The 24,727-nt window shown below is 72.2% G+C and carries 21 protein-coding genes; 12 read left to right on the top strand and 9 right to left on the bottom strand.

The window, feature by feature from the left end; all coding sequences use genetic code 11:
* The first annotated feature begins 174 nt into the window (after positions 1-174).
* Positions 175-1,272: a histidinol-phosphate transaminase gene (gene hisC / locus AB0E19_RS17630; protein WP_362180276.1), complete on the top strand. Its 1,098-nt coding sequence runs from the start codon at positions 175-177 to the stop codon at positions 1,270-1,272.
* A gap of 48 nt (positions 1,273-1,320) precedes the next feature.
* Here the strand turns inward: hisC and AB0E19_RS17625 are convergent, their stop codons facing one another.
* Positions 1,321-1,695 carry a cyclophilin-like fold protein gene (locus tag AB0E19_RS17625; protein ID WP_169094032.1) on the bottom strand — a complete coding sequence of 125 codons (375 nt, stop codon included), beginning with the start codon at positions 1,693-1,695 and terminating at the stop codon, positions 1,321-1,323.
* 202 nt (positions 1,696-1,897) lie between these two features.
* Here AB0E19_RS17625 and AB0E19_RS17620 point away from each other — a divergent pair, with 202 nt between their 5' ends.
* From AB0E19_RS17620 to AB0E19_RS17605, 4 genes are all read left to right on the top strand, one after another.
* Complete coding sequence (locus AB0E19_RS17620) at positions 1,898-3,415, top strand: cytochrome ubiquinol oxidase subunit I (RefSeq protein ID WP_362180272.1); 1,518 nt, start codon at positions 1,898-1,900, stop codon at positions 3,413-3,415.
* 18 nt (positions 3,416-3,433) lie between these two features.
* Positions 3,434-4,435 (top strand): cytochrome d ubiquinol oxidase subunit II, encoded by a 1,002-nt coding sequence (gene cydB / locus AB0E19_RS17615; RefSeq protein WP_362180269.1) that lies wholly within the window; start codon positions 3,434-3,436, stop codon positions 4,433-4,435.
* 81 nt (positions 4,436-4,516) lie between these two features.
* Positions 4,517-8,062, top strand: coding sequence for a thiol reductant ABC exporter subunit CydD (gene cydD / locus AB0E19_RS17610; protein ID WP_362180266.1), 3,546 nt, complete (start codon positions 4,517-4,519; stop codon positions 8,060-8,062).
* A 20-nt stretch (positions 8,063-8,082) separates the two neighbouring features.
* Positions 8,083-9,795 (top strand): GAF domain-containing protein, encoded by a 1,713-nt coding sequence (locus tag AB0E19_RS17605; protein ID WP_362180263.1) that lies wholly within the window; start codon positions 8,083-8,085, stop codon positions 9,793-9,795.
* Here the strand turns inward: AB0E19_RS17605 and AB0E19_RS17600 are convergent.
* Complete coding sequence (locus AB0E19_RS17600; RefSeq protein WP_362180260.1) at positions 9,792-10,673, bottom strand: HAD hydrolase family protein; 882 nt, start codon at positions 10,671-10,673, stop codon at positions 9,792-9,794. The two genes, AB0E19_RS17605 and AB0E19_RS17600, sit on opposite strands and share 4 nt — an antisense overlap.
* Positions 10,674-10,842: 169 nt before the next feature.
* Between AB0E19_RS17600 and AB0E19_RS17595 the strand changes: the two genes are divergently transcribed.
* Entirely contained in the window at positions 10,843-11,745 is a 903-nt protein-coding gene (locus AB0E19_RS17595) for an LLM class flavin-dependent oxidoreductase (RefSeq protein ID WP_362180257.1), read from the top strand.
* Positions 11,746-11,761: 16 nt separating this feature from the next.
* Here AB0E19_RS17595 and AB0E19_RS17590 read toward each other — a convergent pair whose 3' ends face one another.
* From AB0E19_RS17590 to AB0E19_RS17570, 5 genes are all read right to left on the bottom strand, one after another.
* Positions 11,762-12,214, bottom strand: a complete 453-nt coding sequence (locus tag AB0E19_RS17590) for a hypothetical protein (protein ID WP_362180254.1) — start codon at positions 12,212-12,214, stop codon at positions 11,762-11,764.
* Positions 12,215-12,281: 67 nt separating this feature from the next.
* Positions 12,282-12,824, bottom strand: a complete 543-nt coding sequence (locus tag AB0E19_RS17585) for an RNA 2'-phosphotransferase (RefSeq protein ID WP_362180251.1) — start codon at positions 12,822-12,824, stop codon at positions 12,282-12,284.
* Between the two features lie 96 nt (positions 12,825-12,920).
* Positions 12,921-13,862 (bottom strand): MerR family transcriptional regulator, encoded by a 942-nt coding sequence (locus tag AB0E19_RS17580; protein WP_362180248.1) that lies wholly within the window; start codon positions 13,860-13,862, stop codon positions 12,921-12,923.
* Between the two features lie 88 nt (positions 13,863-13,950).
* Positions 13,951-15,750 carry an SDR family oxidoreductase gene (locus AB0E19_RS17575; RefSeq protein ID WP_362180245.1) on the bottom strand — a complete coding sequence of 600 codons (1,800 nt, stop codon included), beginning with the start codon at positions 15,748-15,750 and terminating at the stop codon, positions 13,951-13,953.
* The gene (locus AB0E19_RS17570; protein ID WP_362180242.1) at positions 15,750-16,595 is read right to left on the bottom strand and encodes a M24 family metallopeptidase; all 846 of its coding nucleotides are present in this window, start codon (positions 16,593-16,595) and stop codon (positions 15,750-15,752) included. The genes AB0E19_RS17575 and AB0E19_RS17570 overlap by 1 nt, the downstream gene beginning before the upstream one ends.
* 248 nt (positions 16,596-16,843) lie before the next feature.
* Here AB0E19_RS17570 and AB0E19_RS17565 point away from each other — a divergent pair, with 248 nt between their 5' ends.
* The 4 genes from AB0E19_RS17565 to AB0E19_RS17550 are packed head-to-tail and all read left to right on the top strand — an operon-like array spanning position 16,844 to position 20,352.
* Positions 16,844-17,809 (top strand): ABC transporter ATP-binding protein, encoded by a 966-nt coding sequence (locus AB0E19_RS17565; RefSeq protein WP_360604675.1) that lies wholly within the window; start codon positions 16,844-16,846, stop codon positions 17,807-17,809.
* On the top strand, positions 17,806-18,708 hold the full coding sequence (locus AB0E19_RS17560) for an ABC transporter permease (protein WP_362180239.1): 903 nt from the start codon (positions 17,806-17,808) through the stop codon (positions 18,706-18,708). Before AB0E19_RS17565 ends, AB0E19_RS17560 begins: the two co-directional genes overlap by 4 nt.
* Positions 18,705-19,616 (top strand): ABC transporter ATP-binding protein, encoded by a 912-nt coding sequence (locus tag AB0E19_RS17555; RefSeq protein WP_362180236.1) that lies wholly within the window; start codon positions 18,705-18,707, stop codon positions 19,614-19,616. The genes AB0E19_RS17560 and AB0E19_RS17555 overlap by 4 nt, the downstream gene beginning before the upstream one ends.
* Before the next feature lie 16 nt (positions 19,617-19,632).
* Entirely contained in the window at positions 19,633-20,352 is a 720-nt protein-coding gene (locus tag AB0E19_RS17550) for an ABC transporter permease (RefSeq protein WP_360604312.1), read from the top strand.
* A 19-nt stretch (positions 20,353-20,371) separates the two neighbouring features.
* On the opposite strand, the gene AB0E19_RS17545 is transcribed toward AB0E19_RS17550, so the two are convergent.
* Together AB0E19_RS17545 and AB0E19_RS17540 are read right to left on the bottom strand one after the other, a co-directional pair.
* Entirely contained in the window at positions 20,372-21,643 is a 1,272-nt protein-coding gene (locus AB0E19_RS17545) for an MFS transporter (protein ID WP_362180232.1), read from the bottom strand.
* Positions 21,640-22,338 carry a GntR family transcriptional regulator gene (locus tag AB0E19_RS17540; protein WP_362180229.1) on the bottom strand — a complete coding sequence of 233 codons (699 nt, stop codon included), beginning with the start codon at positions 22,336-22,338 and terminating at the stop codon, positions 21,640-21,642. The genes AB0E19_RS17545 and AB0E19_RS17540 overlap by 4 nt, the downstream gene beginning before the upstream one ends.
* A gap of 157 nt (positions 22,339-22,495) precedes the next feature.
* Here AB0E19_RS17540 and lpdA point away from each other — a divergent pair, with 157 nt between their 5' ends.
* Both lpdA and AB0E19_RS17530 read left to right on the top strand, forming a co-directional pair.
* On the top strand, positions 22,496-23,899 hold the full coding sequence (lpdA, locus tag AB0E19_RS17535) for a dihydrolipoyl dehydrogenase (RefSeq protein WP_360604318.1): 1,404 nt from the start codon (positions 22,496-22,498) through the stop codon (positions 23,897-23,899).
* A gap of 107 nt (positions 23,900-24,006) precedes the next feature.
* On the top strand, positions 24,007-24,624 hold the full coding sequence (locus AB0E19_RS17530; RefSeq protein ID WP_362180225.1) for a rhomboid-like protein: 618 nt from the start codon (positions 24,007-24,009) through the stop codon (positions 24,622-24,624).
* The last annotated feature ends 103 nt before the right edge of the window (positions 24,625-24,727 follow it).

Here is a 24,727-nt window from a genome sequence, read left to right as displayed (position 1 = left end):
GGCGCTCGCCACCGGCGCGCGCCACCCGTCCGCGCGCCCCCTTGCTCGGGGCGGACCGGCGGACCGGGTTTTCCACAGCGTTGCAGGGCTGTTGTCCACAGCCCATTCGCAGCGGGCCGGAATCCTCATAAAGTGAGAAGCATTGGCGGTACGGACGGTCGAGGAGGCCACACTGTGAGCGAGACCAGCGGGACGAGCGCGTCCACCCCTAAGCTCCGCGCCGAGCTGGACGGCATCCCCACCTACAAGCCGGGCAAGCCGGCCGCGGCGGGCGGCCCGGTCGCCTTCAAGCTGTCCTCCAACGAGAACCCCTACCCGCCGCTGCCGGGTGTGATGGAGAGCGCGCTGGCCGCCGCCGCGAGCTTCAACCGGTACCCGGACATGGCCTGCACCGCGCTGTCCGCGGAGCTGGCCGACCGCTTCGGCGTCCCGGTCTCCCACATCGCCACCGGCACCGGCTCGGTCGGCGTCGCCCAGTCGCTGCTCCAGGCGACCTCGGGCCCCGGCGACGAGGTGATCTACGCCTGGCGCTCCTTCGAGGCCTACCCGATCATCACCCAGATCAGCGGCGCCACCTCGGTGCGGGTGCCGCTGACCGAGGACGAGACGCACGACCTCGACGCGATGGCCGAGGCGATCACCGACCGCACCCGGCTGATCTTCGTCTGCAACCCCAACAACCCCACGGGCACCGCGGTGCGCCGAGCGGAGCTGGAGCGCTTCCTGGACCGGGTGCCCTCCGACGTCCTGGTCGTGATCGACGAGGCGTACAAGGAGTTCGTCCGTGACGCCGACATCCCGGACGGCGTCGAGCTCTACCGCGACCGGCCGAACGTGGCGGTGCTGCGCACCTTCTCCAAGGCGTACGGCCTGGCGGGGCTGCGGGTCGGCTTCGCGATCGCCCACGAGCCGGTGGCGGCGGCGCTGCGCAAGACGGCGGTGCCGTTCGGCGTGAGCCAGCTGGCGCAGGACGCGGCGGTGGCCTCGCTGCGCGCCGAGGACGAACTGCTCGGCCGGGTCGGTTCGCTGGTGGCGGAGCGCGAGCGGGTCCGCGCGGGGCTCGTGGCCCAGGGCTGGACGGTGCCGGACGCCCAGGCGAACTTCGTCTGGCTGCGGCTCGGCGAGCGGACCATGGAGTTCGCGGCGGAGTGCGAGCGGCACGGTGTGGTGGTGCGGCCGTTCGCGGGGGAGGGCGTGCGCGTCACGATCGGCGAGACCGAGGCGAACGACCTGTTCCTCAAGGTGACGGAGGGCTTCCGTCAGGGAGCCTGACGGCTCGGGCGGTGCCTCCGGGAGCCTGACGGCCCGGGGGCGTGCCGCTCAGGCGAGTTCCACGCGGATCGGGTCGCCGTCGCGGACGGTGGCCAGGATCCGCGGGTCCTCGTCGAGCGAGCCCAGCAGATTGCACGGGCTCGCCAGCCGGCACTCCTCGCCCCGTGAGATCGGGGTCGGCCCGTAGGGGAGGGCGAGGGCATCGCCGTCGGTCCAGAAGGCCACCGTGCCGGGGTCGACGACCTGGCGCGCCCCCTCCTCGCGCGGCACCGAGACCGGAGTGTCGAAGTAGACCTCCTCGCCCCAGGTGCGGGCGGTGGAGACGATCGGCAGTGCCCCCAGGAGCGCCGTGCTCGTGGGGGTCTCGTCGAGGGTGGCCGTGGTGTGACCGGCCGGCCAACTGAGGCGTATCCGAAGGGTCATGGGCCGAATTCAACAATATGTTGAAGGCCTTGGGAAGGTGTGACCTTCGGTACAGCCCCCCACTCTCCAGTACGGATTTCGTATGAGTCATAATGCTTGTGAATGTGAACGCGTTCACAAGCGTGTCCCGTTCGTCCCGTAACAGGGGGGATCAAAGGGGCAAACTGCCGATGTGACCACGGCGATGTAAGGAGAAGACGACGTGGACCTCGCTCTGGCGCCGGAGACCTTGGCGCGCTGGCAGTTCGGCATCACCACCGTCTACCACTTTCTCTTCGTTCCGCTGACGATCTCACTCGCCGCGCTCACCGCGGGGCTCCAGACCGCCTGGGTGCGGAGCGGGAAGGAGAAGTACCTCCGGGCCACCAAGTTCTGGGGGAAGCTCTTCCTCATCAACATCGCGATGGGTGTCGTCACCGGCATCGTGCAGGAGTTCCAGTTCGGCATGAACTGGTCGGACTACTCCCGCTTCGTCGGTGACATCTTCGGCGCCCCGCTGGCCTTCGAGGCGCTCATCGCCTTCTTCTTCGAGTCCACGTTCATCGGCCTGTGGATCTTCGGCTGGGACAAGCTGCCGAAGAAGATCCACCTCGCCTGCATCTGGATGGTGTCGATCGGCACGATCCTCTCCGCGTACTTCATCCTGGCCGCCAACTCCTGGATGCAGCACCCGGTCGGCTACCGCATCAACGAGGACCGGGGCCAGGGCGCCCGCGCCGAGCTGACCGACTTCTGGGCGGTGCTCACCCAGAACACCGCCCTCACCCAGTTCTTCCACACCATGACGGCCGCCTTCCTCGTCGGCGGCGCCTTCATGGTCGGCATCTCCGCCTTCCACCTGATGCGCAAGCGGCACGTCCCGGTGATGCGGACCTCGCTGCGGCTCGGCCTGATCACGCTGATCATCGCCGGCCTGGGCACCGCGATCAGCGGGGACATGCTCGGCAAGGTGATGTTCAAGCAGCAGCCGATGAAGATGGCCGCCGCCGAGGCGCTGTGGGACGGCGAGGCGCCCGCGCCCTTCTCGATCTTCGCGATCGGCGACGTGGACAAGGGCCACAACGAGGTCGCCATCGAGATCCCCGGGATACTGTCCTACCTCGCCAACGGCGACTTCCACTCGTACGTCCCCGGCATCAACGACGTCAACAAGGCCGAGCAGGAGAAGTACGGGCCCGGCGACTACCGGCCCAACATCCCCGTCGCCTACTGGGGCTTCCGGTGGATGATCGGCTTCGGCATGGCCTCGCTCGCCATCGGCGTCCTCGGCCTCTGGCTGACCCGCAAGAAGTTCCTGATCGCCCCCGGACTGAGGACCGGTGAGGACGAGGTGCCGAACCTCGTCCTCTTCAAGAACAAGGCGCTGAGCCCGAAGCTCGGCAGGTGGTACTGGATCGTGGCCCTCTGGACCATGCTCTTCCCGCTGATCGCCAACTCCTGGGGCTGGATCTTCACCGAGATGGGCCGTCAGCCCTGGGTGGTCTACGGCGTGATGCGGACCAGCGCCGCCGTCTCCCCCGGGGTCTCCCAGGGCGAGGTGCTCACCTCGATGATCGTCTTCACCACGCTCTACGCGATCCTCGCCGTCATCGAGGTCAAGCTCCTCGTGAAGTACGTGAAGGCCGGCCCGCCCGAGCTCACCGAGGACGACCTCAACCCGCCCACCAAGATCGGCGGGGACACCCGTGACCCCGACCGGCCCATGGCCTTCTCGTACTGAGGCTCAGGAGATCGAGGCATGGAACTCCACGACGTCTGGTTCGTACTCATCGCCGTCCTCTGGACCGGCTACTTCTTCCTGGAGGGTTTCGACTTCGGGGTCGGCATCCTCACCAAGCTGCTCGCCCGTAACCGGCCCGAGAAGCGGGTCCTGATCAACACCATCGGACCCGTCTGGGACGGCAACGAGGTGTGGCTGCTGACCGCCGGCGGCGCGACCTTCGCCGCCTTCCCCGAGTGGTACGCGACCCTCTTCTCCGGCTTCTACCTGCCGCTGCTGATCATCCTGGTCTGCCTCATCGTCCGCGGTGTCGCCTTCGAGTACCGGGCCAAGCGGCCCGAGGAGAACTGGCAGCGCAACTGGGAGCAGGCGATCTTCTGGACCTCGCTGATCCCCGCGATCCTGTGGGGCGTCGCCTTCGGCAACATCGTCCGCGGCGTGAAGATCGACGGGAACATGGAGTACGTCGGCACCTTCTGGGACCTGCTCAACCCGTACGCGCTCCTCGGCGGACTGGTGACGCTCACCCTCTTCACCTTCCACGGCACGGTCTTCGTGGCCCTGAAGACGGTCGGCGACATCCGGGTCAGGGCCCGGGCGCTCGCCCTGAAGCTGGGCCTTGTCACGGCGGTGCTCGCACTCGCCTTCCTGATCTGGACCCAGGCCGACTCGGGTGACGCCTGGAGCCTCGCGGCGATGCTCGTCGCGGCGGTCTCGCTGGTCGGCGCGATCGGCGCCATCAAGGCGGGGCGCGAGGGCTGGTCGTTCGCGCTCTCGGGCGTGACGATCGCCGCCGCGGTCGCGATGCTGTTCCTGGCGCTCTTCCCGAACGTCATGCCGTCCTCGCTCGACCCCGCGTGGAGCCTGACGGTCACGAACGCGTCGTCGAGCCCGTACACGCTCAAGATCATGACCTGGTGCGCGGCCATCGCCACGCCGCTGGTCCTGCTCTACCAGGGCTGGACCTACTGGGTCTTCCGCAAGCGGATCGGCACCCAGCACATCGCCGACGCCCACTAGGGCAGCCGCCGGCGCCTGCCAGTGCCGTCGTCGCCCGGGTCCGGGAGGGCCCGGGCGCTCATGCAGAGGGGCATGTTTCACGTGAAACCGATCGACCCGCGTCTCCTCCGGTACGCCCGGGCGACCCGTGTCTTCCTCGTCGCGGTCGTGGTGCTCGGCCTGGTCGGGGCGGGGCTGGTCGTCGCCCAGGCGATGCTCATCGCCGAGATCGTGGTGGGCGCCTTCCAGCAGGGCCTCTCGGCTTCCGCGCTGTCCACTCCCCTGCTGCTGCTCGCCGGGGTCGCGGTGGCCCGGGCGCTGGTCTCCTGGCTGACCGAGCTCGCGGCCCACCGGGCCGGCGCGGCGGTCAAGTCCGAACTCCGCGGCCGGCTCCTGGAGCGGGCCACCGCCCTCGGGCCCGGCTGGCTCGGCGGGCAGCGCACCGGCTCGCTCATCGCGCTCGCCACCCGGGGTGTGGACGCGCTCGACGACTACTTCGCCCGCTACCTGCCCCAGCTCGGCCTCGCCGTCGTCGTCCCGGTCGCGGTCCTCGCGCGGATCGTCACCGAGGACTGGGTCTCGGCCGCCATCATCGTCGTCACCCTGCCGCTCATCCCGGTCTTCATGATCCTGATCGGCTGGTACACCCAGGCCCGGATGGACCGGCAGTGGAAGCTGCTCTCCCGGCTCTCCGGCCACTTCCTCGACGTCGTCGCCGGACTGCCCACCCTCAAGGTCTTCGGCCGCGCCAAGGCCCAGGCCGCGTCGATCCGCGCCATCACCGCCGACTACCGGCGGGCGACCATGCGCACCCTGCGGATCGCCTTCCTCTCCTCCTTCGCCCTGGAGCTGCTCTCCACGCTGTCGGTGGCGCTGGTCGCCGTCACCATCGGCATGCGGCTCGTCCACGGCACCCTCGACCTCTACACCGGGCTCGTCATCCTGGTCCTCGCCCCCGAGGCGTATCTGCCGCTGCGCCAGGTCGGCGCCCAGTTCCACGCGGCGGCGGAGGGGCTGGCGGCCGCCGAGGAGATCTTCGAGGTCCTGGAGACCCCGGTGCGCGGCGGCGGTACGCGGGCGGTGCCGGCCGGGACGCGGCTGGAGCTCGACCGGGTGACGGTCCGCCACCCGGGGCGCGCGGCGCCCTCCTTGGACGCGGCGAGCCTCACCGTCGAGCCGGGGGAGACGGTGGCGCTCGTCGGGCCCAGCGGCGCCGGGAAGTCGACCCTGCTCGACGTCGTCCTCGGCTTCACCGAGCCGGAGGAGGGCAGCGTACGGGTCGGGGGCGTGGACCTGGCGGAGCTGGACCCGGAGGCCTGGCGCGAGCGGATCGCGTGGGTGCCCCAGCGGCCGTACCTCTTCGCCGGGACGGTCGCCGAGAACGTGCGGCTCGCCCGGCCGGGGGCCGATGACGAGCAGGTGCGGGCGGCGCTCCGGGACGCCGGGGCGGACGCCTTCGTGGACGCCCTGCCCGAGGGGGCCGGGACCGTCCTCGGCGAGGACGGCGCCGGGCTCTCGGCGGGGCAGCGCCAGCGGCTCGCGCTGGCGCGGGCCTTCCTCGCGGACCGGCCGCTGCTGCTCCTCGACGAGCCGACGGCGGCGCTCGACGGGGAGACGGAAGCGGGGATCGTCGACGCGGTGAGGCGGCTCGCCGCCGGGCGGACGGTGCTGCTCGTCGTGCACCGGCCGGCGCTGCTCGCCGTGGCGGACCGGGTGGTGACGGTCGGGGCGGTGGCCGTCCCGGAGGATGAGGGCGCCGGAGGCGCGGAGAGCGCGGACGGGCCCGCGGCGGCGGCCCCCGTCGTCGCCCCCGAGGCCGTGCCCGCCGCGGAGGCGGCCGGGCCGGTGTCCGTGCCGGAGCGAGGCGTGCTCGCCCGCGTCCGGTCCATGGCCGGGGAGCTCAAGGGGCGGATGGGGCTCGCGCTGCTGCTCGGGAGCCTCGCGCTCGGGTCGGCCGTGGGGCTCATGGCCGTGTCCGGATGGCTCATCTCGCGGGCCTCGGAGCAGCCTCCCGTGCTGCACCTCATGGTCGCCGTGACCGCCACCCGCGCCTTCGGCATCGGGCGGGCCGTCTTCCGGTACGCCGAGCGGCTGGTCTCGCACGACGCCGTGCTGCGGATGCTCGCCGAACTGCGGGTCTCCGTCTACTCCCGCCTGGAGCGGATCGCCCCGGCAGGACTGGGCCGCACCCGGCGCGGCGACCTGCTCGCCCGGCTCGTCCACGACGTCGACGCCCTCCAGGACTACTGGCTGCGCTGGCTGCTCCCGGCCGGTGCCGCGCTCGTCGTCGGGCTCGGCGCGGTCGGCTTCACCGCCTGGCTGCTGCCCGAGGCCGGCGCCGTGCTCGCGGTGGGCCTGCTCGTGGCGGGTGTGCTCGTGCCGCCGCTGGGCGCCGCGCTGGCCCGCCGGGCCGAGCAGCGGCTCGCCCCGGCGCGCGGGGCGCTCGCGACGGCCGTCGCCGATCCGCTGCGCGGCTGCGCCGAGCTGACCGTGGCGGGCGCGCTGCGGGACCGGCTCGACCGGGCGAGGGCCGCCGACCGGACCCTCACCGGCATCGCCTCCCGGCAGTCCGCCGCGGCCGCGCTCGGCGCCGGGCTCTCGGCCCTGGTGTGCGGTCTGACGGTGGTCGCCGCGGCCTGGGTCGGCGTGCAGGCCGTCCGGGACGGCAGGCTCGACGGCGTCGCGCTCGCGGTCGTCGTCCTCACCCCGCTCGCCGCCTTCGAGGCCGTGACCGGGCTGCCGCTCGCCGTGCAGTACCGCCGGCGGGTCCGGCACAGCGCCGAGCGGGTCTTCGAGGTGCTCGACGCGCCCGTCCCCGTACACGAGCCGGCGGTGCCCGCCGCTCCCCCGGCCGGGCCGTTCCCGCTGGAGCTCGCGGGGCTCTCGGCCCGGTACGCCGGGCAGGAGCGGCCCGCGCTCGACGGGTTCGCGCTCACCCTCGACGCCGGGCGCCGGGTCGCCGTCGTCGGCGCCTCCGGCTCCGGCAAGACCACGCTCGCCCAGGTGCTGCTGCGCTTCCTGGACATGGAGACGGGGACGTACCGGATCGGCGGGGTGCCCGCCTGGGAGCTGGACGGCGACGACGTGCGCCGCTTCGTCGGCCTGTGCGCGCAGGACGCGCACCTCTTCGACAGCTCGCTGCGGGAGAACCTGCGGCTCGCCCGGACGGGTGCGAGCGACGGGGAGCTGCGGGAGGCGCTGCGCCGGGCCCGGCTGCTGGACTGGGTCGACGGACTGCCCGACGGGCTCGACACCCTGGTGGGCGAGCACGGTTCGAAGCTCTCCGGCGGGCAGCGGCAGCGGCTCGCGCTGGCCCGTGCCCTCCTCGCCGACTTCCCGGTCCTCGTCCTCGACGAGCCGGCCGAGCACCTGGACCTGGCCACCGCCGACGCGCTCACCGACGACCTGCTCCGCGCCACCGAGGGCCGTACCACCGTCCTCATCACCCACCGGCTGCACGGGCTCGACGCGGTCGACGAGGTGGTGGTCCTGGACGGCGGCCGGACCGTGCAGCGCGGACCGTACGCCGAGCTCGCCGCCGAGGACGGGCCGCTGCGGCGGATGCTGGAGCAGGAGCGGGCGACCGATCTGCTCCTCGCCGGTGCCACGCCGACCCCGTCCGGCCGTCCGACTTTTCTCTCCAAATAGGACTAACTAGGCTCAGGGCCATGACCGCCGCCACGCCCGACTCCCCGGACCCCCTGGTCGCCGCCACCGAGGCCACCCGCAGCCTCCAGGGGCTCTCCACGGAGCTGACCGCCCGCGTGCCGCAGCTGCTCGAAGCGATGCGGTCGGTGGGCACCGGGCTCGAACTCCACACCACCCTCGACCGGATCTGCGAGACCGCGGCCGAGCTGGCCGGCTCCCGCTACGCGGCCATCGGGGTCGTCGACGAGGAGGGCAAGGGTCTCTCCGACTTCGTCACGTACGGCGTCGGCGAGGACGTGGCCCGGCGCATCGGACACCGGCCGGACGGGCACGCCGGGCTGCTCGGCGCGCTCATCCGCGAGCCCCGGACGATCCGGCTCGCCGATCTCTCCGCCGATCCGCGCTCGGCCGGCTTCCCGCCCGGCCACCCGGTCATGCGGACCTTCCTCGGCGTGCCCATCCGCGTCCAGGGCGAGATCTTCGGCAACCTCTACCTCGCGGAGAAGCGGGACGGCGAGGAGTTCAACGACTACGACGAGCACATGGTCCGGGTGCTCGCCACCGAGGCGGGCATCGCCATCGGCAACGCCCGGCTCTACGAGGCCGCCCGCCAGCGCGAGCGGTGGATCGACGGTTCCGTCGCCGTCACCACCGCCCTGCTCTCCGGCGGGGACGCCGACGACGCCCTCGCCGTCGTCGCCGAACAGGCCCGGCGGCTCGCGGACGCGGACGCCGGGATCGTGCTGCTGCCCGCCGAGGAGGGCGGCCTGGAGATCGTCGCCGTCTCGTCGGCCCGCGCCACCAAGTCCCTGGGCATGGTGATCCCGCCGGAGAGCCAGGTCGTGGAGCTCCTCCTGGAGGGCGAGGCGGTCTTCGTCCAGGACGCCTCCACCGATCCGCGCATGATCAGCCGGCTGACCTCCCTGTACGGGCCGAGCATGCTGCTGCCGCTGCAGAGCGGCGGCCGGGTGCTCGGCGCGCTCGCGATGCCCCGGGCCAGGGGCGCCCGGCCCTTCTCCGAGGCGGAGCGGACCCTCGCCACCCAGTTCGCCTCGCAGGCCGCGCTCGCGCTGATGATGGCCGAGGCGCAGCGCGACCGGGAGCGGCTCGCGGTCTTCGAGGACCGCGACCGGATCGCCCGTGACCTGCACGACCTCGTCATCCAGCGGCTCTTCGCCACCGGGATGATGCTGGAGAGCGCCCAGCGGAAGGCGGTGGTGCCGGCCGTCCAGGAGGGCGTCGGCAAGGCCGTGGACGAGCTGGACGTGACCATCCAGGAGATCCGCACGGCGATCTTCGCCCTCCAGCAGGGACCGGCGGAGGCGCCGTCCGGGCTGCGCACGCGCGTGCTGCGGGAGATCAACATGGCGGCCGTGCCGCTGGGCTTCAAGCCCGCGCACCGCTTCCTCGGCGCGGTCGACGCCACCGTCGGCGAGCTGACGGGCAAGAACCTCATCGCCGCGCTCCGCGAGGCGCTCTCGAACGCCTTCCGGCACGCCTCGGCCGGCCGCATCGAGGTCGTCGTCGACGCGACCGTGACGCTGCCGGACGGGTCGCCCGGGGTACGGCTCACGGTCGCGGACGACGGCGTCGGCCTGCCCGAGGGCGGCCGTCGCAGCGGACTGCGCAACCTCGCCCGCCGCGCCGAGTCCCTCGGCGGCGCGAGCTGGTGCGGACCGGGCCTCGCCGAGGACGGCGGCGGCACGACGGTGGTGTGGGAGGCGCCGCTCTAGAGTGCGTCGCCCGCGCGCCGTGCCGCGACCGCTTCGGCGACGAGCTGTTCGATGACGACGGCGACGCCGTCGTCGTTGTTGCCGACGGTCCGGCCGGAGGCGGCGGAGACGACGTCGGGGTGGGCGTTGCCCATCGCGTACGAGCGGCCGGCCCAGCTCAGCATCTCGATGTCGTTCGGCATGTCGCCGAAGGCCACCACCTCGTCCGGAGCGATGCCGCGCTGCTCGCAGCAGAGGGCGAGCGTCGACGCCTTGGAGACGCCGAGGGCGCTGATCTCGATGAGCGCGGTGGGGCTGGAGCGCGTGAAGGAGGCCAGGTGGCCGGCGGCCTCCCGGGCCGTCGCCAGGAACACGTCGGGGTCGAGCTCGGGGTGCTGGGCGAGCAGCTTGAGGACGGGTGCGGCGGCGTCGGGCGCCTCCTCGTAGAGCAGTTTCTCGGCGGTGGCGACGGTGGCGCCGGGGTCGAGGAAGAACGGCGGGTACAGCGGCTCGTAGTGGATCCCGGTGGTCATCTCGACGGCGAAGCTGGTGCCGGGGGCGGCGGCCCGCAGGGCGCGTACGACGTCGAGGGCGGCGGGCCGGGGCAGCGGGCGCACCTGCTGGAAGGCGCCGCCCGCGTGCAGGTCCACGACGGCCGCGCCGTTGGCGCAGATGGCGAGGCCGTGGCCGTGGACGTGGGCGCTGACCACGTCCATCCAGCGGGCCGGGCGGCCGGTGACGAAGAAGACCTCGATCCCCGCCCGCTCGGCCGCGGCGAGGGCGGCCACGGTCCGCTCGGAGACGGACTTGTCGTCGCGCAGGAGGGTGCCGTCGAGGTCGGTGGCGACGAGACGGGCGGGCCGGGAGGAAGCACGGGAGGAGAGGTGGGGAGAGGTCACCTCCTTATGGTGCCGCACCGGACGCACGGGCGTGCGTGTCCCCGCACATTTGAGTGGCCGGGCGGGGAGGGAGCGCGTGAGCTGGACGTCCTCGGGGCGGGGTGTGCTCGACCGAGGCGGCCGGGGCCGCGGAAAGGCCCGTGTCGCGGGGGCGACGTACGCTCGGGGCATGAGTCTGCGTCTGAGCACCGTGATCCTTCCTGTCGACCGCTGGCACGAGGGGGGCCGGGCCACCTGGCAGCGGGCCGAGGAGCTCGGTTTCCACGCCGCGTACACCTACGACCACCTGTCCTGGCGCACCTTCCGGGACGGCCCGTGGTTCGGCGCCCTGCCGACCCTGACGGCCGCCGCGACCGCCACGGACCGGCTGCGCCTGGGCACCCTCGTCACCTCGCCCAACTTCCGGCACCCGGTGACGCTGGCCAAGGAGCTCATCTCGCTCGACGACGTCTCGGGCGGCCGGGTCACCCTCGGCATCGGAGCCGGCGGCAACGGCTTCGACGCCACCGCGCTCGGGCAGGAGCCGTGGACGCCGAAGGAGCGGGCCGACCGGCTCGCCGAGTTCGTCCCGCTGCTCGACCGGCTGCTCACCGAGGACGCGGTGACGGAGCGCGGCGCGTTCTACTCGGCCGAGGAGGCGCGCAACATCCCGGGCTGTGTGCAGCGCCCCCGGCTGCCCTTCGCGATCGCCGCGACCGGCCCGCGCGGGATGCGGCTCGCCGCCCGCCACGGGCAGGCGTGGGTGACGACGGGCGACCCGAAGCTGTACGAGTCGGGTACGGCGGCCGAGTCGGTGGACGCCCTGCGCGGTCAGGTCGAGCGGCTGGGCAAGGCGTGCGCGGACGCCGGCCGGGACGTCGCCGAGCTGGGCAAGGTCCTGCTCACCGGCTTCACCCCGGAGAAGAACGGGGTGCTCTCCTCCCTGGAGGCCTTCGTGGACTTCGCCGGCACCCACCGCGACCTCGGCTTCACCGAGATCGTGATCCACTGGCCGATCCAGGACTCGGTGTTCGCCGCGGACCGGGACGTCTTCGAGTCGATCGCCACGGAGGCCCTGGCGCGCCTCGGCTGACCGGGTGTCGGATCCGTCAGCGGACGCGGGAGCTCAGCCACGGGGTGAGCGCCATCAGCGGGATGAGCTCCTTGTACGTCGCGCCGCCCGGCACCGGGACGATCAGCCACTGGCCGGGCGGGAAGAACCGTCCCTTCACGTGGGCGAGACCGGTGTGGAGCGCCCGTACGAAGCCGGGGACGGCGTCCCTGGGCACGTCGGCGAACTCGACGCCGTCCACGATGATCCGGGCGTCGTCCTCGGGGTAGAGCTGCACGGAGACGGAGGGCGAGCCGCCGAGCTCGACGTAGGCCTCGTGCGGCAGCGAGCCGTTCTCGTCCAGCACGCGGAAGGCGCCTGCGGCGGTGCGGCGCGAGGTCTGGTCCGCGCCGATGTCGTCGGTCACGGTGATCTCCAGGCCGAACTCCCGGGCGAGGGCGCGGACGGCGTTGACGGCGGCCTGGGTGCTGGGCAGATGCGGGTGCGACATGACCCGATCATGCCCCAGTCGTGCGGGAGGCCCGCGGGGGGACGGGTCCGGGCGGTGGCCGCCCGGTTCAGTCGGGGAAGCGGATGAACTCCGCCGGTACGGCCGCCGTCAGCCAGACCCCGTTGGCGCTGACCCGGAACTCGTGGCCCGCCCGGTGCATCGCCCCCGCGTCCACGCTCAGCACCACCGGCCGGCCCCGTCGCGCCCCGACCCGGGTCGCCGTCTCGCGGTCGGGGGAGAGGTGGACGTCGTGGCGGGCCATGGGCCGCAGGCCCTCCGCCCGGATCGCGGGCAGCCGGTCGGCGACCGTACCGTGGTAGAGGTACGCGGGCGGTTCGGCGGCCGGCAGGTCGAGGTCGACGCTGATCGTGTGGCCCTGGTTGGCCCGGATCCGGGTGCCCTCGACGGCGAACCGCCGCTTGTCGTTGGAGGCGACCACGTGGTCCAGCTCCGCGCGGGAGATCGGGAAGCCGTGGGCGGCCGTGGCGGCGAGCAGCGCGTCGATCTCGGTCCAGCCGTGCGCGTCCAGGACCAGGCCGATCCGCTCCGGCTGGTGCCGCAGGTGTTTCGAGAGGTACTTGGACACCTTCACCGTGCGACGTTCGTCCATCGTTCTTCCCCGTTCAGGTTTGATCCACAGCCAACATGAGTTATCCACAAGCCAGTTGAGGATTCTGTGGACAACTGCCCCGCAGGATCAAGCGGTTTATTGAACAGTGGGGGAATTCAGGGCATTTAGCGTCAATGCGTCCAATGTCCTTTTGTTGACCTCGCGTTCCGCCGCCGCCGTCAGGAACGCCGCGACGGCCTCCGGGCCAACCAACGCCTGTACGGCCCTGATCGTGTCTGCCGGGATCGGCACGGGGCGCGGCTCGTCGTCCCTCGGTGGCGGCCCCTCGGGAGAGAGGTGGATCTGGAGGTGACGGGTCGCCAGGATCCGCATGGCGCGCGCCAGTTCGGCGTCCACCGTCTGCTGGGCGAGCGGGCGGAGCCGCCGCACCATCGTCGCCGCCTCGGCCGCGTCGGAGTCCGTCGGCGGCCGGTGCTCCAGATAGCGGGCGAAGACGTGCTCGGTGGTGAACTCCAGGAAACGGGACGCTATGTGCTCGACCTGCTCCCGAAGTTCCCTCAGATGACCGGTGATCGCGGAGAGCGGCACACCGGCCGCGTGCAACTCCACGGCCACCGCCAGCTCTTGGGGACTGGGCACCAGGTACTCCTCGGCCTCCCGGCCCGGCACCCGCTCCAGGACGCCGAGCTCGACCGCCTCCCGCACGGCGTCCTCGTCCGGGTCGCCGCCGAAGCGGGCGTCGAGCTCCGCGCGGGTGATCCGGGCCGCCTCCTCGTCCGTCCACGGCCCCTGGACCTCCGCGACGAGCCCGAGCACCCCGCCGAGCCCCCGGCCGGTGTCCCAGGCGTCGAGGAGCTCCTTGATCGAGGCCAGCGTGTAGCCCCGGTCCAGGAGGTCGGCGATCTGGCGCAGCCGGGCCAGATGGCTGTCCCCGTACACGTTCGCCCTGCCCCGCCGCTCCGGGCGGGGCAGCAGGCCGCGGTCCTGGTAGGCGCGGATGGTCCGGACCGTGGCCCCGCTGTGATGGGCGAGGTCCTCGATCCGGTACTCCGCTCGCACTGCTGACTGCTCGGACATCCCGCTCCCACCGGCCGATCGTTCCACCCCGCGCGGGGCCCCTGCTGCGAGGGATCGTACGACCGACCGCCCGCCCGGGCCCCCGCCGTTACGCCGGCGGCTGCCAGCGGGCCAGGGCGCGCAGCGCGCCCGGGGCCAGCCGGGAGAGGGCGTGGGCGCCCCGGGCCTCCGGGGTGACCGGCACGACCGCCCGGTCGTGCAGCACCGCGTCGAGGATCGCGTCCGCCACCTTCTCCGGCGGATAGTTCCGCAGGCCGTACAGCCGCGAGGCCTTCTGCTGCCGCCGCTTCTCCTCCGCCGCGTCCGTGACCCCGGCGAAGCGGGCGGTCGCGGTGATGTTGGTGTTGACGATCCCGGGGCAGATCGCGCTCACCCCGATGGAGCGGTCCGCCAGCTCGGCCCGCAGGCACTCGCTGAGCATCAGCACCGCCGCCTTCGAGGTGCTGTACGCCGGCAGCGCCCGCGAGGGCTGGAAGGCCGCCGCCGAGGCGGTGTTGACGATGTGGCCGCCCTGGCCGCGGGCCACCATCTGCGCCCCGAACACCCGGCAACCGTGGATCACGCCCCACAGATTGACGTCCAGGACCCGCTTCCACTCCTCGCCGGTCGTCTCGAAGAAGGAGCCGGTGAGGCCGATGCCCGCGTTGTTGACGAGGACGTCGACGATTCCGTACTCGTCGGCCACTCTGGCCGCCAGCTTCTCCATCGCCTGCTCGTCGGAGACGTCCGCCGCCTCGCCCCACGCCTCCGGGGCGCCGATCAGCCGGGCCATCTCGGCCGTCCTGGCCGCGCCCTCGGCGTCCCGGTCGACCGCGACGACCCGGGCACCGGCCTCCGCGAAGGCGAAGGCGGTGGCCCGCCCGATGCCGCTGGCGGCGCCGGTGACCAGCACCAGCTGGCCGCCGAACCGCTCCGCGTACTCCGGCTTCACGCCGCTCTTCGCGGTCGACTCCGCCACCGGCCGGGGCGCCCGCGTCTCCGGCTCCTCGTGGGTGCGGACGAAGTCCGTGATCCACGCCGCCAGCTGGTCGGGGCGGGTGCGCGGCACCCAGTGCTTCGCGGGCAGGGTGCGCCGGGTGAGCTCCGGCACCCAGGCGCCCAGGTCGTCGTAGAGCCGCTCGGAGAGGAAGGAGTCCCCGGTCGGGGTGATCAGCTGCACGGGCGCGTGCGCGAAGGCGTCGGGGCGGGGCCGGGAGAGGCGCGCCCGGACGTTGTCCCGGTAGAGCCAGGCGCCGGTGGCCGCGTCGTCGGGCAGCGAGGCCGTCGGGTAGTCGCCGGCCGGGACCTTCTCGATCCGCTCCAGGACCTTCGGCCAGCGCTTGCCGAGGGGGCCGCGCCAGGCCATCTCCGGCAGCGCCGGGGTGTGCAGCATGTACACGTACCAGGACTTCGCGCCCTGGCCGAGGAGCTGCCCGACCCGGCGCGGGGTGGGGCGGGTCATCCGGCTCTTGATCCAGTGCCCGAAGTGGTCGAGCGACGGGCCCGACAGGGAGGTGAAGGAGGCGATCCGGCCCTCGGTGCGCGGCACGGTGACGAACTCCCACGACTGCACCGAGCCCCAGTCGTGCCCGACGAGGTGGACCGGCCGGTCAGGGCTGACCGCGTCGGCGACGGCGAGGAAGTCGTCGGTCAGCTTCTCCAGGGTGAAGCCGCCGCGCAGCGGCGCCGGCGCCGTCGAACGGCCGTGGCCCCGCACGTCGTAGAGCACGACGTGGAACTCCTCGGCGAGCCGCGCCGCGACCTCGGACCAGACCTCCTTCGAGTCCGGGTAGCCGTGCACGAGCAGCACCGTCGGCCGGTCGGTGTCGCCGAGCTCGGCGACGCACAGCTCGATCCCGCCCGTACGGACCCGGCGCTCCCGCGCCCCCTTGAGTCCCGCGCCCGCCATCAGACCGCTCCTTCGTTCCACCGCCGCACGTGCGGCAGGTCGTCGTCCAGCCAGAACGCGCTCTGCTCGGGGTCCCTGGAGTCGGTGACGACCAGGATCTCCTCGAACTTCGCGCCCGTCCCCCGGAATCCGAGGTGCGGCTCGACCGCCCAGAGGCCCGGCGTGGGCGGGTGGTCGGAGAACGTGTAGGGGGACCACAGCGGCGACCAGCCGTCCCGGTGGCCGTGCACGGCGTCGCTCAGCAGGCCCTTGAGGGACTGGGTGCCGAAGCCGAACAGGGTGGGGGCGAACCGCCGCTCCTTCACCCGGTCGATCTTGTGGGCGATCACGCCGAAGGGATAGGCCCGGTGCCGGTTGGCGTACCCCTGGCGGACCATGAGCCGGTCCACGTCCTCGTATATCTCGCGCAGGCTGCGGCGCTCGCGCACCTCGCGGAGGATCAGCTCGCGGTGCTCGCGCAGATCGGCGAGGAGCTTGTCGTGCAGCGGATTGAGCCCGAGGCAGCCGCTGTAGCCGACGTCGGCCGTGTACCCCTTGTAGACGGGCGCCATGTCGAGGATGAAGGGCATCCCCGGCTCCAGGCGCTTGTCGGTGGGGAAGAACTGCAGGGGGATCCTGAAGTCGACGAACGCGGTGCGGTCCCCGAACCAGGCGAAGGGGCGGTGGAACCAGTCCTTCACACCGCGCTCGTACAGCCACTCGCGCTGCATCCGCGCCGCCTCGCGCTCGGTCACGCCCGGCCTGAGCTGGGCCGCGACCGCTTCCGCGCAGGCGTAGGAGAGCTGCTGTACTTCCTTGAACCCCCGCAGTTCCGCGGTCAGTTCGCTTGCCACTGCTGAGGTCATGCCACCCGCCCGTCCCGTGTGAGCGCTTGGTCGCCCTACGCGTCCGTAACTTGACACCGATGAATGTGACAATGCTCGGCGGCTACGTCAAGGGGTGTGCACGAGACCCTGTGGAAAACCCCGTCCCCGAGACCGCGGCGACTTTCGTCGCGAACCCTCTCGGGGTTCGTACGCCAGAAGTCGGAGAGGGATCGATCCGTAGGGCTGACGACGGCTGTGGCGCGCGCCACTACCGTCGAAACGTGACTGTGATCGCCACCGAAAGCCTCAGCAAGCGGTTCCCCCGGGTGACCGCTCTCGACCGGCTCTCCCTGGACATCGGGCCCGGTGTGACCGGACTGGTGGGTGCCAACGGAGCCGGCAAGTCCACGATGATCAAGATCCTGCTCGGCCTCTCCCCCGCCACGGAGGGCCGCGCCGAGGTCCTGGGCCTCGACGTCTCGACGCACGGCCCCGAGATCCGCGAGCGCGTCGGGTACATGCCCGAGCACGACTGCCTGCCGCCGGACGTCTCGGCCACCGAGTTCGTCGTCCACATGGCGCGGATGTCCGGCCTGCCGCCGACCGCCGCCCGCGAGCGGACGGCCGACACCCTGCGCCACGTCGGCCTGTACGAGGAGCGCTACCGCCCCATCGGCGGCTACTCGACCGGCATGAAGCAGCGGGTGAAGCTGGCCCAGGCCCTGGTCCACGACCCCAAGCTGGTCCTCCTCGACGAGCCGACCAACGGCCTCGACCCGGTCGGCCGGGACGAGATGCTCGGCCTCATCCGACGCGTCTGGACCGACTTCGGCATCTCCGTGCTCGTCACCTCCCACCTCCTGGGCGAGCTGGAGCGGACCTGCGACCACGTCGTCGTCATCGACGGCGGCAAGCTGCTGAGGTCCAGCTCCACCAGCGACTTCACCCGCACCACCACGACCCTGGCGGTCGAGGTCACCGACTCCGACGCCCACCCGGACGGCACCGCCGCCCTCCGCGCGGCGCTCACCGCCGCCGGCGTCACCCTGCACGCGGGCGTGGAGGACGGCCTGCCCGGCGCCGGCCACATCCTCCTCCTGGAGGCCCCCGGCGAGGAGACGTACGACCTGGTGCGCGACACCGTCGCCGGCCTCGGGCTCGGCCTGGTCCGCATGGAGCAGCGCCGCCACCACATCGCCGAGGTCTTCCGTCCCGAGGCAGCCGCGCAGCACGAGGAGGTCAAGGCCCGATGAGCACCCCCGCCCCCGGGGCCGCCCCCGACACCACCCGGATCCACAACATCGGATACCGGTCCTACGACGGCCCGAGGCTCGGCCGCTCCTACGCCCGCCGCTCGCTCTTCTCGCAGTCCCTGCGCGGGGCGTACGGCCTGGGCCGCAGCGCCAAGTCGAAGGTGCTGCCGATGCTGCTCTTCGGCGTGATGTGCGTGCCGGCGCTGATCGTCACCGCGATCGCGGTGTACATGAAGAACGAGAAGCACATCATGGAGTACACCCAGTACGCGGTCTACCTCCAGCTCGTCATCGCCGTCTACCTGGCGTCCCAGGCCCCGCAGTCGGTCTCCCGCGACCTCAGGTTCCGGACGGTCCCGCTGTACTTCTCCCGCCCCATCGAGCGCGCCGACTACGTGCTCGCCAAGTACGGGGCGATGGCCTCGGCGCTCTTCATCCTCACCGCCAGCCCGCTGCTCATCATGTGGATCGGTTCGATGCTGGCCAAGATGGACTTCGCCGAGCAGGCCAAGCTGTTCGGCCAGGGCCTCGTCTCCGTCGCGCTCCTGTCGGTGCTGTTCGCCGGCCTCGGCCTGGTCATGGCCGCGCTCACCCCGCGCCGCGGCTTCGGCGTCGCCGCCGTGATCGCCGTCCTCACCATCACCTACGGCGCGGTCTCCACCCTCCAGGGCATCTCCTACGCCACCGAGAACACCGGAGCCATCCCGTGGCTCGGCCTCTTCTCGCCCCTCACCCTGATCATCGGCCTGCAGAACGCCTTCCTCGGCGCGCCCGCCTCCTTCCCCGGCGAGGTACCGGTCGGGACCGGAGCCGGCGTGGTCTACCTCGTGGTGGTCCTCGGCCTCATCGCCGGCTGCTACGGCATCCTGATGGCCCGCTACCGGAAGGTCGGCCTGTGAGTACTCTGCACATCGACCACGTCTCCCGCTGGTTCGGCAACGTCGTCGCCGTCAACGACGTCACGATGTCGATCGAACCCGGCGTGACCGGCCTCCTCGGCCCCAACGGCGCCGGGAAGTCCACGCTCATCAACATGATGGGCGGCTTCCTCGACCCCTCCACGGGCAGCGTGACCCTGGACGGCGAGCCGGTCTGGCGCAACGAGTCGGTCTACCGCTCCATCGGCGTCGTCCCCGAGCGGGAGGCGATGTACGACTTCCTCACCGGCCGCGAGTTCGTGGTGGCCAACGCGGAACTCCAGGGCCTCGGTGCCGCGGAGGCCCGGAAGGCCCTCGCGACCGTCGAGATGGAGCACGCGCAGGACCGGAAGATCGCCACGTACAGCAAGGGCATGCGGCAGCGCGTGAAGATGGCCTCGGCCCTCGTCCACGAGCCGTCCGTGCTGCTGCTCGACGAGCCGTTCAACGGCATGGACCCGCGCCAGCGGATGCAGCTCATGGAGCTGCTGCGCCGGATGGGCGCCGAGGGCCGCACGGTCCTGTTCTCCTCGCACATCCTGGAGGAGGTCGAGCAGCTCGCCTCGCACATCGAGGTGATCGTCGCCGGCCGGCACGCCGCCTCCGGCGACTTCCGCCGGATCCGCCGCCTCATGACCGACCGGCCGCACCGCTATCTGGTCCGCTCCAGCGACGACCGGGCGCTCGCCGCCGCGCTGATCGCCGACCCGTCCACGGCCGGCATCGAGGTCGACGAGGTGGAGGGCGGACTGCGGATCCAGGCAGTCGACTTCGGACGGTTCACCGAGCTGCTGCCGCAGGTGGCACGCGCGCGTGGGATCCGGCTGCTGACGGTCTCGCCGTCCGACGAGTCCCTCGAATCCGTCTTCTCGTATCTCGTCGCGGCCTGAAAGGAGCACGACCCCGATGTACGACCCCACGGTCGCCCGGCTCACCTACCGGGCCCTCCTCGGCCGCCGCCGGGCGGCGATCCTCTTCCTGCTGCCCGGGCTGCTCCTGCTCATCGCCACGGCCGTCCGCGTCATCAACGGCGCGGACGACCAGGTCGCGGCCGACCTCCTCGGAGGCTTCGCGCTCGCCACGATGGTGCCGCTGATCGGCGTCATCGCGGGCACGGGCGCGATCGGCCCGGAGATCGACGACGGCTCCATCGTCTATCTGCTCTCCAAGCCGGTGAAGCGCCCGACGATCATCATGACCAAGCTGATCGTGGCCATCGCCGTGACCATGGCCTTCTCGGCCGTGCCCACCCTGATCGCCGGCTTCATCCTGAACGGGAACGGCCAGCAGGTCGCCGTCGCCTACACGGTCGCCGCGCTCGTCGCCTCCATCGCCTACAGCGCGCTGTTCCTGCTGCTCGGCACGATCAGCCGGCACGCCGTGGTCATCGGCCTCGTCTACGCCCTGGTCTGGGAGGCGCTCTTCGGCTCCCTGATCGCCGGCGCCCGCACGCTCAGCGTCCAGCAGTGGGCGCTGGCGCTCGCCGAGAAGGTCACCGGCGACGGGCTGATCAGCTCGGACGTGGCCCTGCCGACGGCGACGGTCCTCCTGGTCGCCGTCACCCTCGGCGCCACCTGGTTCGCCGGCCACAAGCTGCGCACGCTGACACTGGCCGGCGAGGAGTAGACGCCCTCCGGACGGAGCGTCAGACGGTACGGTCGCGGGCGGCGAGCAGGCCGACGCCCGCGGCCGCCGCGCACACCCCGAGGACCAGCGCGATCGGCACCGTCCACGAGCCGGTCGCCTGGTGCAGGGCCCCGGCCGCGAGCGGCCCGGCGGCCGCCAGCAGATAGCCGACCGTCTGCGCCATCCCGGAGAGCCGGGCGGCCGTCGGGGCGTCCCCGGTCCGCAGCACGATCAGGGTCAGGGCCAGTCCCAGGGCGCCGCCCTGACCGATGCCGAGGACCGCGGCCCAGAGCCAGGCACCCTCGGCCGGGGCGACGAGCAGCCCCGCGTACCCGGCCGCGACCATCGCCGTCACCAGCACCACCAGCGGGCGCTGGCTGCGCCTGCGGCCCGCGAGCAGCGGCACCACGAAGGCCCCGGCGACCTGGATCAGGTTGTTGAAGGCGAAGACCACGCCGGCCTCGGAGCGGCTCATCCCGTGGTCGGTGAAGATCGTCGGCATCCAGGCGATGAGCACGTACGACCAGAGCGACTGCAGGCCCATGAAGAGGGTCACCTGCCAGGCGAGCGCCGAGTGCCACACGCGCGTGGGCGCCGCGCCGGGGGCGGGGGCGGCCCGTACCTCGTGCCCGGTACGGCCCCGGGCGATCAGCACCTGCGGCAGCCAGCCCACCGCCGCCACGACGGCGAGCAGCGACCAGAAGCCGAGCGAGCCCTGCCAGCCGCCGCCGAGGGCCTCCTCCAGGGGCACGGCCGCCGCCGCGGCGACCGTGGCTCCGGCGACCATCGCCCCCGTGTAGACGGAGGTCATCGCGGCCGCCCGGTGCGGGAAGTCCCGCTTGACGATCCCGGGCATCAGCACGTTGAGCAGGGCGATCGCGGTGCCGACGAGGACTCCGCCGCCGTACAGCGCCAGGACCGACGGCAGCAGGCGCGCCAGGATGCCGACGGCGAGCAGCAGCAGCGCGGCGAGGACCGTCCGCTCGGCGCCGAAGCGGCGGCCGAGCCACGGGGCGACGAGCGCGCCGAGCCCCAGGAAGAGCACCGGGATCGAGGTGATGAGGGAGCCGGCCGTGGACGACAGGTCGAACTTCTCGGCGATCTCACCGACCAGCGGCGCCACGCTCGCCAGCGCGACCCGCATGTTGAGCGAGGCGAGCACGATGCCGACCAGCAGCAGCACCGGATGGGCGAGCAGCGCCCGCCGGGCGGCCGCCCCCGCCGCCGAGGGCCGTACGTCCGCCTCGGCGTCGACGAGCACGCGCGCGTGGTCCGTCTCCGTGCCCCTCATGCCCGCGTCCCGTCGGCGCGCTCCGCCATGAGCGCCGCCACGGTCTCCGCCGGTATCCGCAGCAGCTCGCGGGCCTGACGTTCGGCGGCGTCCGCGTCGCCCGCCTCGACGGCGGCGATCAGGGCCTCGTGGGCGTCGATGTCGACCGGCGGCATCGCGCGGTCGCCGAGCGCCTCCACCAGCACCTCGTGGACCTGGGTGGAGAAGAAGCGGTAGACCTCGATGAAGGCGGCGTTGTGGGTGGCGCCGACCACGGCGAGGTGGAAGGCGAGGTCGGCGTCGGCGTCCCGGTCGCCCTCCTCGCGCAGGGTGGTCAGGGAGGCCCGCAGCCGCAGCAGGTCGTGGGTGTCCCGCCGCTCCGCCGCCAGCCTGGCCGCCTCCGCCTCCAGGGCGGTCCGCAGCTCCAGCACGTCCCGGGCGCCCGCGTGCCGGACTCCGCGCAGGACCGCGGCCGGGTCGGCGGTGGAGCGGACGAAGGTGCCGTTGCCCTGCCGGGACTCCAGGAGCCCGGCGTGGACGAGGACCCGGATCGCCTCGCGGACGGTGTTGCGGCCGACGCCGAGCTGCTGGGCGAGCTCGTGCTCGGTGGGGATGCGGTCGCCGACCGACCACTCGCCCTCGGCGAGCTGCGCCCGCAGCTGCTCCACCGCGGAGTCCACCAGCGAGGTCCGCCCCGCCGCTCTCAGTGCCGCCATCCGTCCCGTACCTCCCGATCCGATCGATCACCCGGTTGCCCAGTCATCCTACAACTCGTCCACAGGTGTGGCGGATCTCCCCGGCCGCTCCACGGAGACCGGACTACTGTGGGCTCGTACGTGCACCGAACACCCTCATCACCCTCGGGAGTCAGTCATGTCAGACCGCTTCGACGTCGTCGTACTCGGAGCTGGCCCCGGCGGCTACGTCGCCGCCATCCGCGCCGCCCAGCTGGGCAAGCGGGTCGCGGTCGTCGAGGAGAAGTACTGGGGCGGTGTCTGCCTGAACGTCGGCTGCATCCCCACCAAGGCGCTGCTCCGCAACGCCGAACTGGCGCACATCTTCAACCACGAGGCCAAGACCTTCGGCATCAAGGTCGACGGCTCGGTGACCTTCGACTACGGCGACGCCTACCGCCGCAGCCGCTCGGTCGCGGACGGCCGCGTCAAGGGCGTCCACTTCCTGATGAAGAAGAACGGCATCACGGAGTTCGACGGCCGGGGCACCTTCCTCGACGCGCACACCCTCCAGGTGGCGAAGGCCGACGGCACGACGCAGACGATCACCTTCGACAACTGCATCATCGCCACCGGCGCCAGCCCGCGTCTGCTGCCCGGCACCGCGCTGAGCGACCGCGTCGTCTCGTACGAGCAGCAGATCCTCGCCGAGGACGCCCCGAAGTCGATCATCATCGCCGGCGCCGGCGCGATCGGCATCGAGTTCGCGTACGTGCTCAACAACTACGGCACCAAGGTCACCATCGTCGAGTTCCTCGACCGGATGGCCCCGCTGGAGGACGAGGAGGTGTCGAAGGAGCTGGCGAAGCAGTACCGCAAGCTCGGCATCGACGTCCTCACCTCGACCCGCGTGGACGCCATCGACGAGTCCGGCCCGCAGGTCCGCGTCACCGTCACCGGCAAGGACGGCGCGAGCAAGGTCCTGGAGGCCGACAAGGTCCTCCAGGCCATCGGCTTCGCGCCGAACGTCACCGGCTACGGCCTGGAGGCCGCCGGTGTCGCCCTCACCGAGCGCGGCGCCATCGACGTGGACGGCCGCAGCCGCACCTCGGTCCCGCACATCTACGCCATCGGCGACGTCACCGCGAAGCTGATGCTCGCGCACACCGCCGAGGCCATGGGCGTCATCGCCGCCGAGACCATCGCGGGCGCCGAGACCATGGAGCTCGACTACGCGATGATCCCGCGCGCGACCTACTGCCAGCCGCAGATCGCGAGCTTCGGCTACACCGAGGCGCAGGCCCGCGAGAAGGGCTACGACGTCAAGGTCGCCAAGTTCCCCTTCATGGCGAACGGCAAGGCGCACGGCCTCGGCGACTCCACCGGCTTCGTCAAGATCGTCGCCGACGCCAAGTACGGCGAGATCGTCGGTGCCCACCTGATCGGCCCGGACGTCACCGAGCTGCTGCCCGAGCTGACCCTGGCCCAGCAGTGGGACCTCACCGTCCACGAGGTCGCGCGGAACGTCCACGCCCACCCGACCCTGGGCGAGGCCGTCAAGGAAGCCGTCCACGGCATCGCCGGCCACATGATCAACTTCTGAGGTCCCGCCGGGCCTCACGGGGCCCCACGGCTTCAGGTGATAGGCACTGACGGGTGCCGAGCGAAACCACTCCGGGTGGCGAACCATCCCGACCGATCAGGTCGTGGGTGCGTTCGTCACCCGGTACGCATCTCTGGCTCGCGGTCATCGCGACCACCAGCCTCGTCCTCGCCCTCTCGCCCGACGGCTTCGAGACCTATCTGCTGCACCGCAACAGCAGCAACCTCTACCAGCTCGCCCGCCACCCGGTCCGCGCGCTGCTCGGCAGCGCCTTCTGGATCCAGGACCCGGCCGCGCTGGTCTTCTACGCGATCCTCTTCGAGCTCTTCCACGCGCCCGTGGAGCGCTGGCTGGGTACGCCGAAGTGGCTCTTCACGGTGGCCACCGCCCACATCGCCGCCACCCTCGTCAGCCAGCAGGTCGTCCTCTACGCGATCACCCACCACGACGTGCCGCGGAGCATGGCGCACGTCGTCGACATCGGCGTCAGCTACGGCCTCGCCGCCTCCGCGGGGATCCTCGCCTACCGCATCGCCCGGCCCTGGCGATGGCTCTACCTGGCCGCCGCGGTGGCCTTCTTCCTCGTCCCGCTGCTCACGGACCGCACCTTCACCGACCTCGGGCACGCCCTCTCGCTCGCCATCGGCCTCGCCTGCTACCCGCTCACCCGGCATCCGGCGCACGGAAAACCGTTCGCGACCGAACGGCCTCCCGGCGCACACTAGTTGTGCGGGGGAAACGGGGGATCCCCCGGTGGCGGCCGCTTCGAGCGCGTGGATCTCCGGTCCGCGCGGGCCGCGACCGACGAAGGCCCGCTCCCTTGGGGGA

The sequence above is a fragment of the Streptomyces sp. NPDC047974 genome, from assembly GCF_040653375.1.
Classification (GTDB): Bacteria; Actinomycetota; Actinomycetes; order Streptomycetales; family Streptomycetaceae; genus Streptomyces.
The sequence above is the reverse complement of the archived record's forward strand: the minus strand, read 5'-3'. Positions and strand labels throughout refer to the sequence as shown.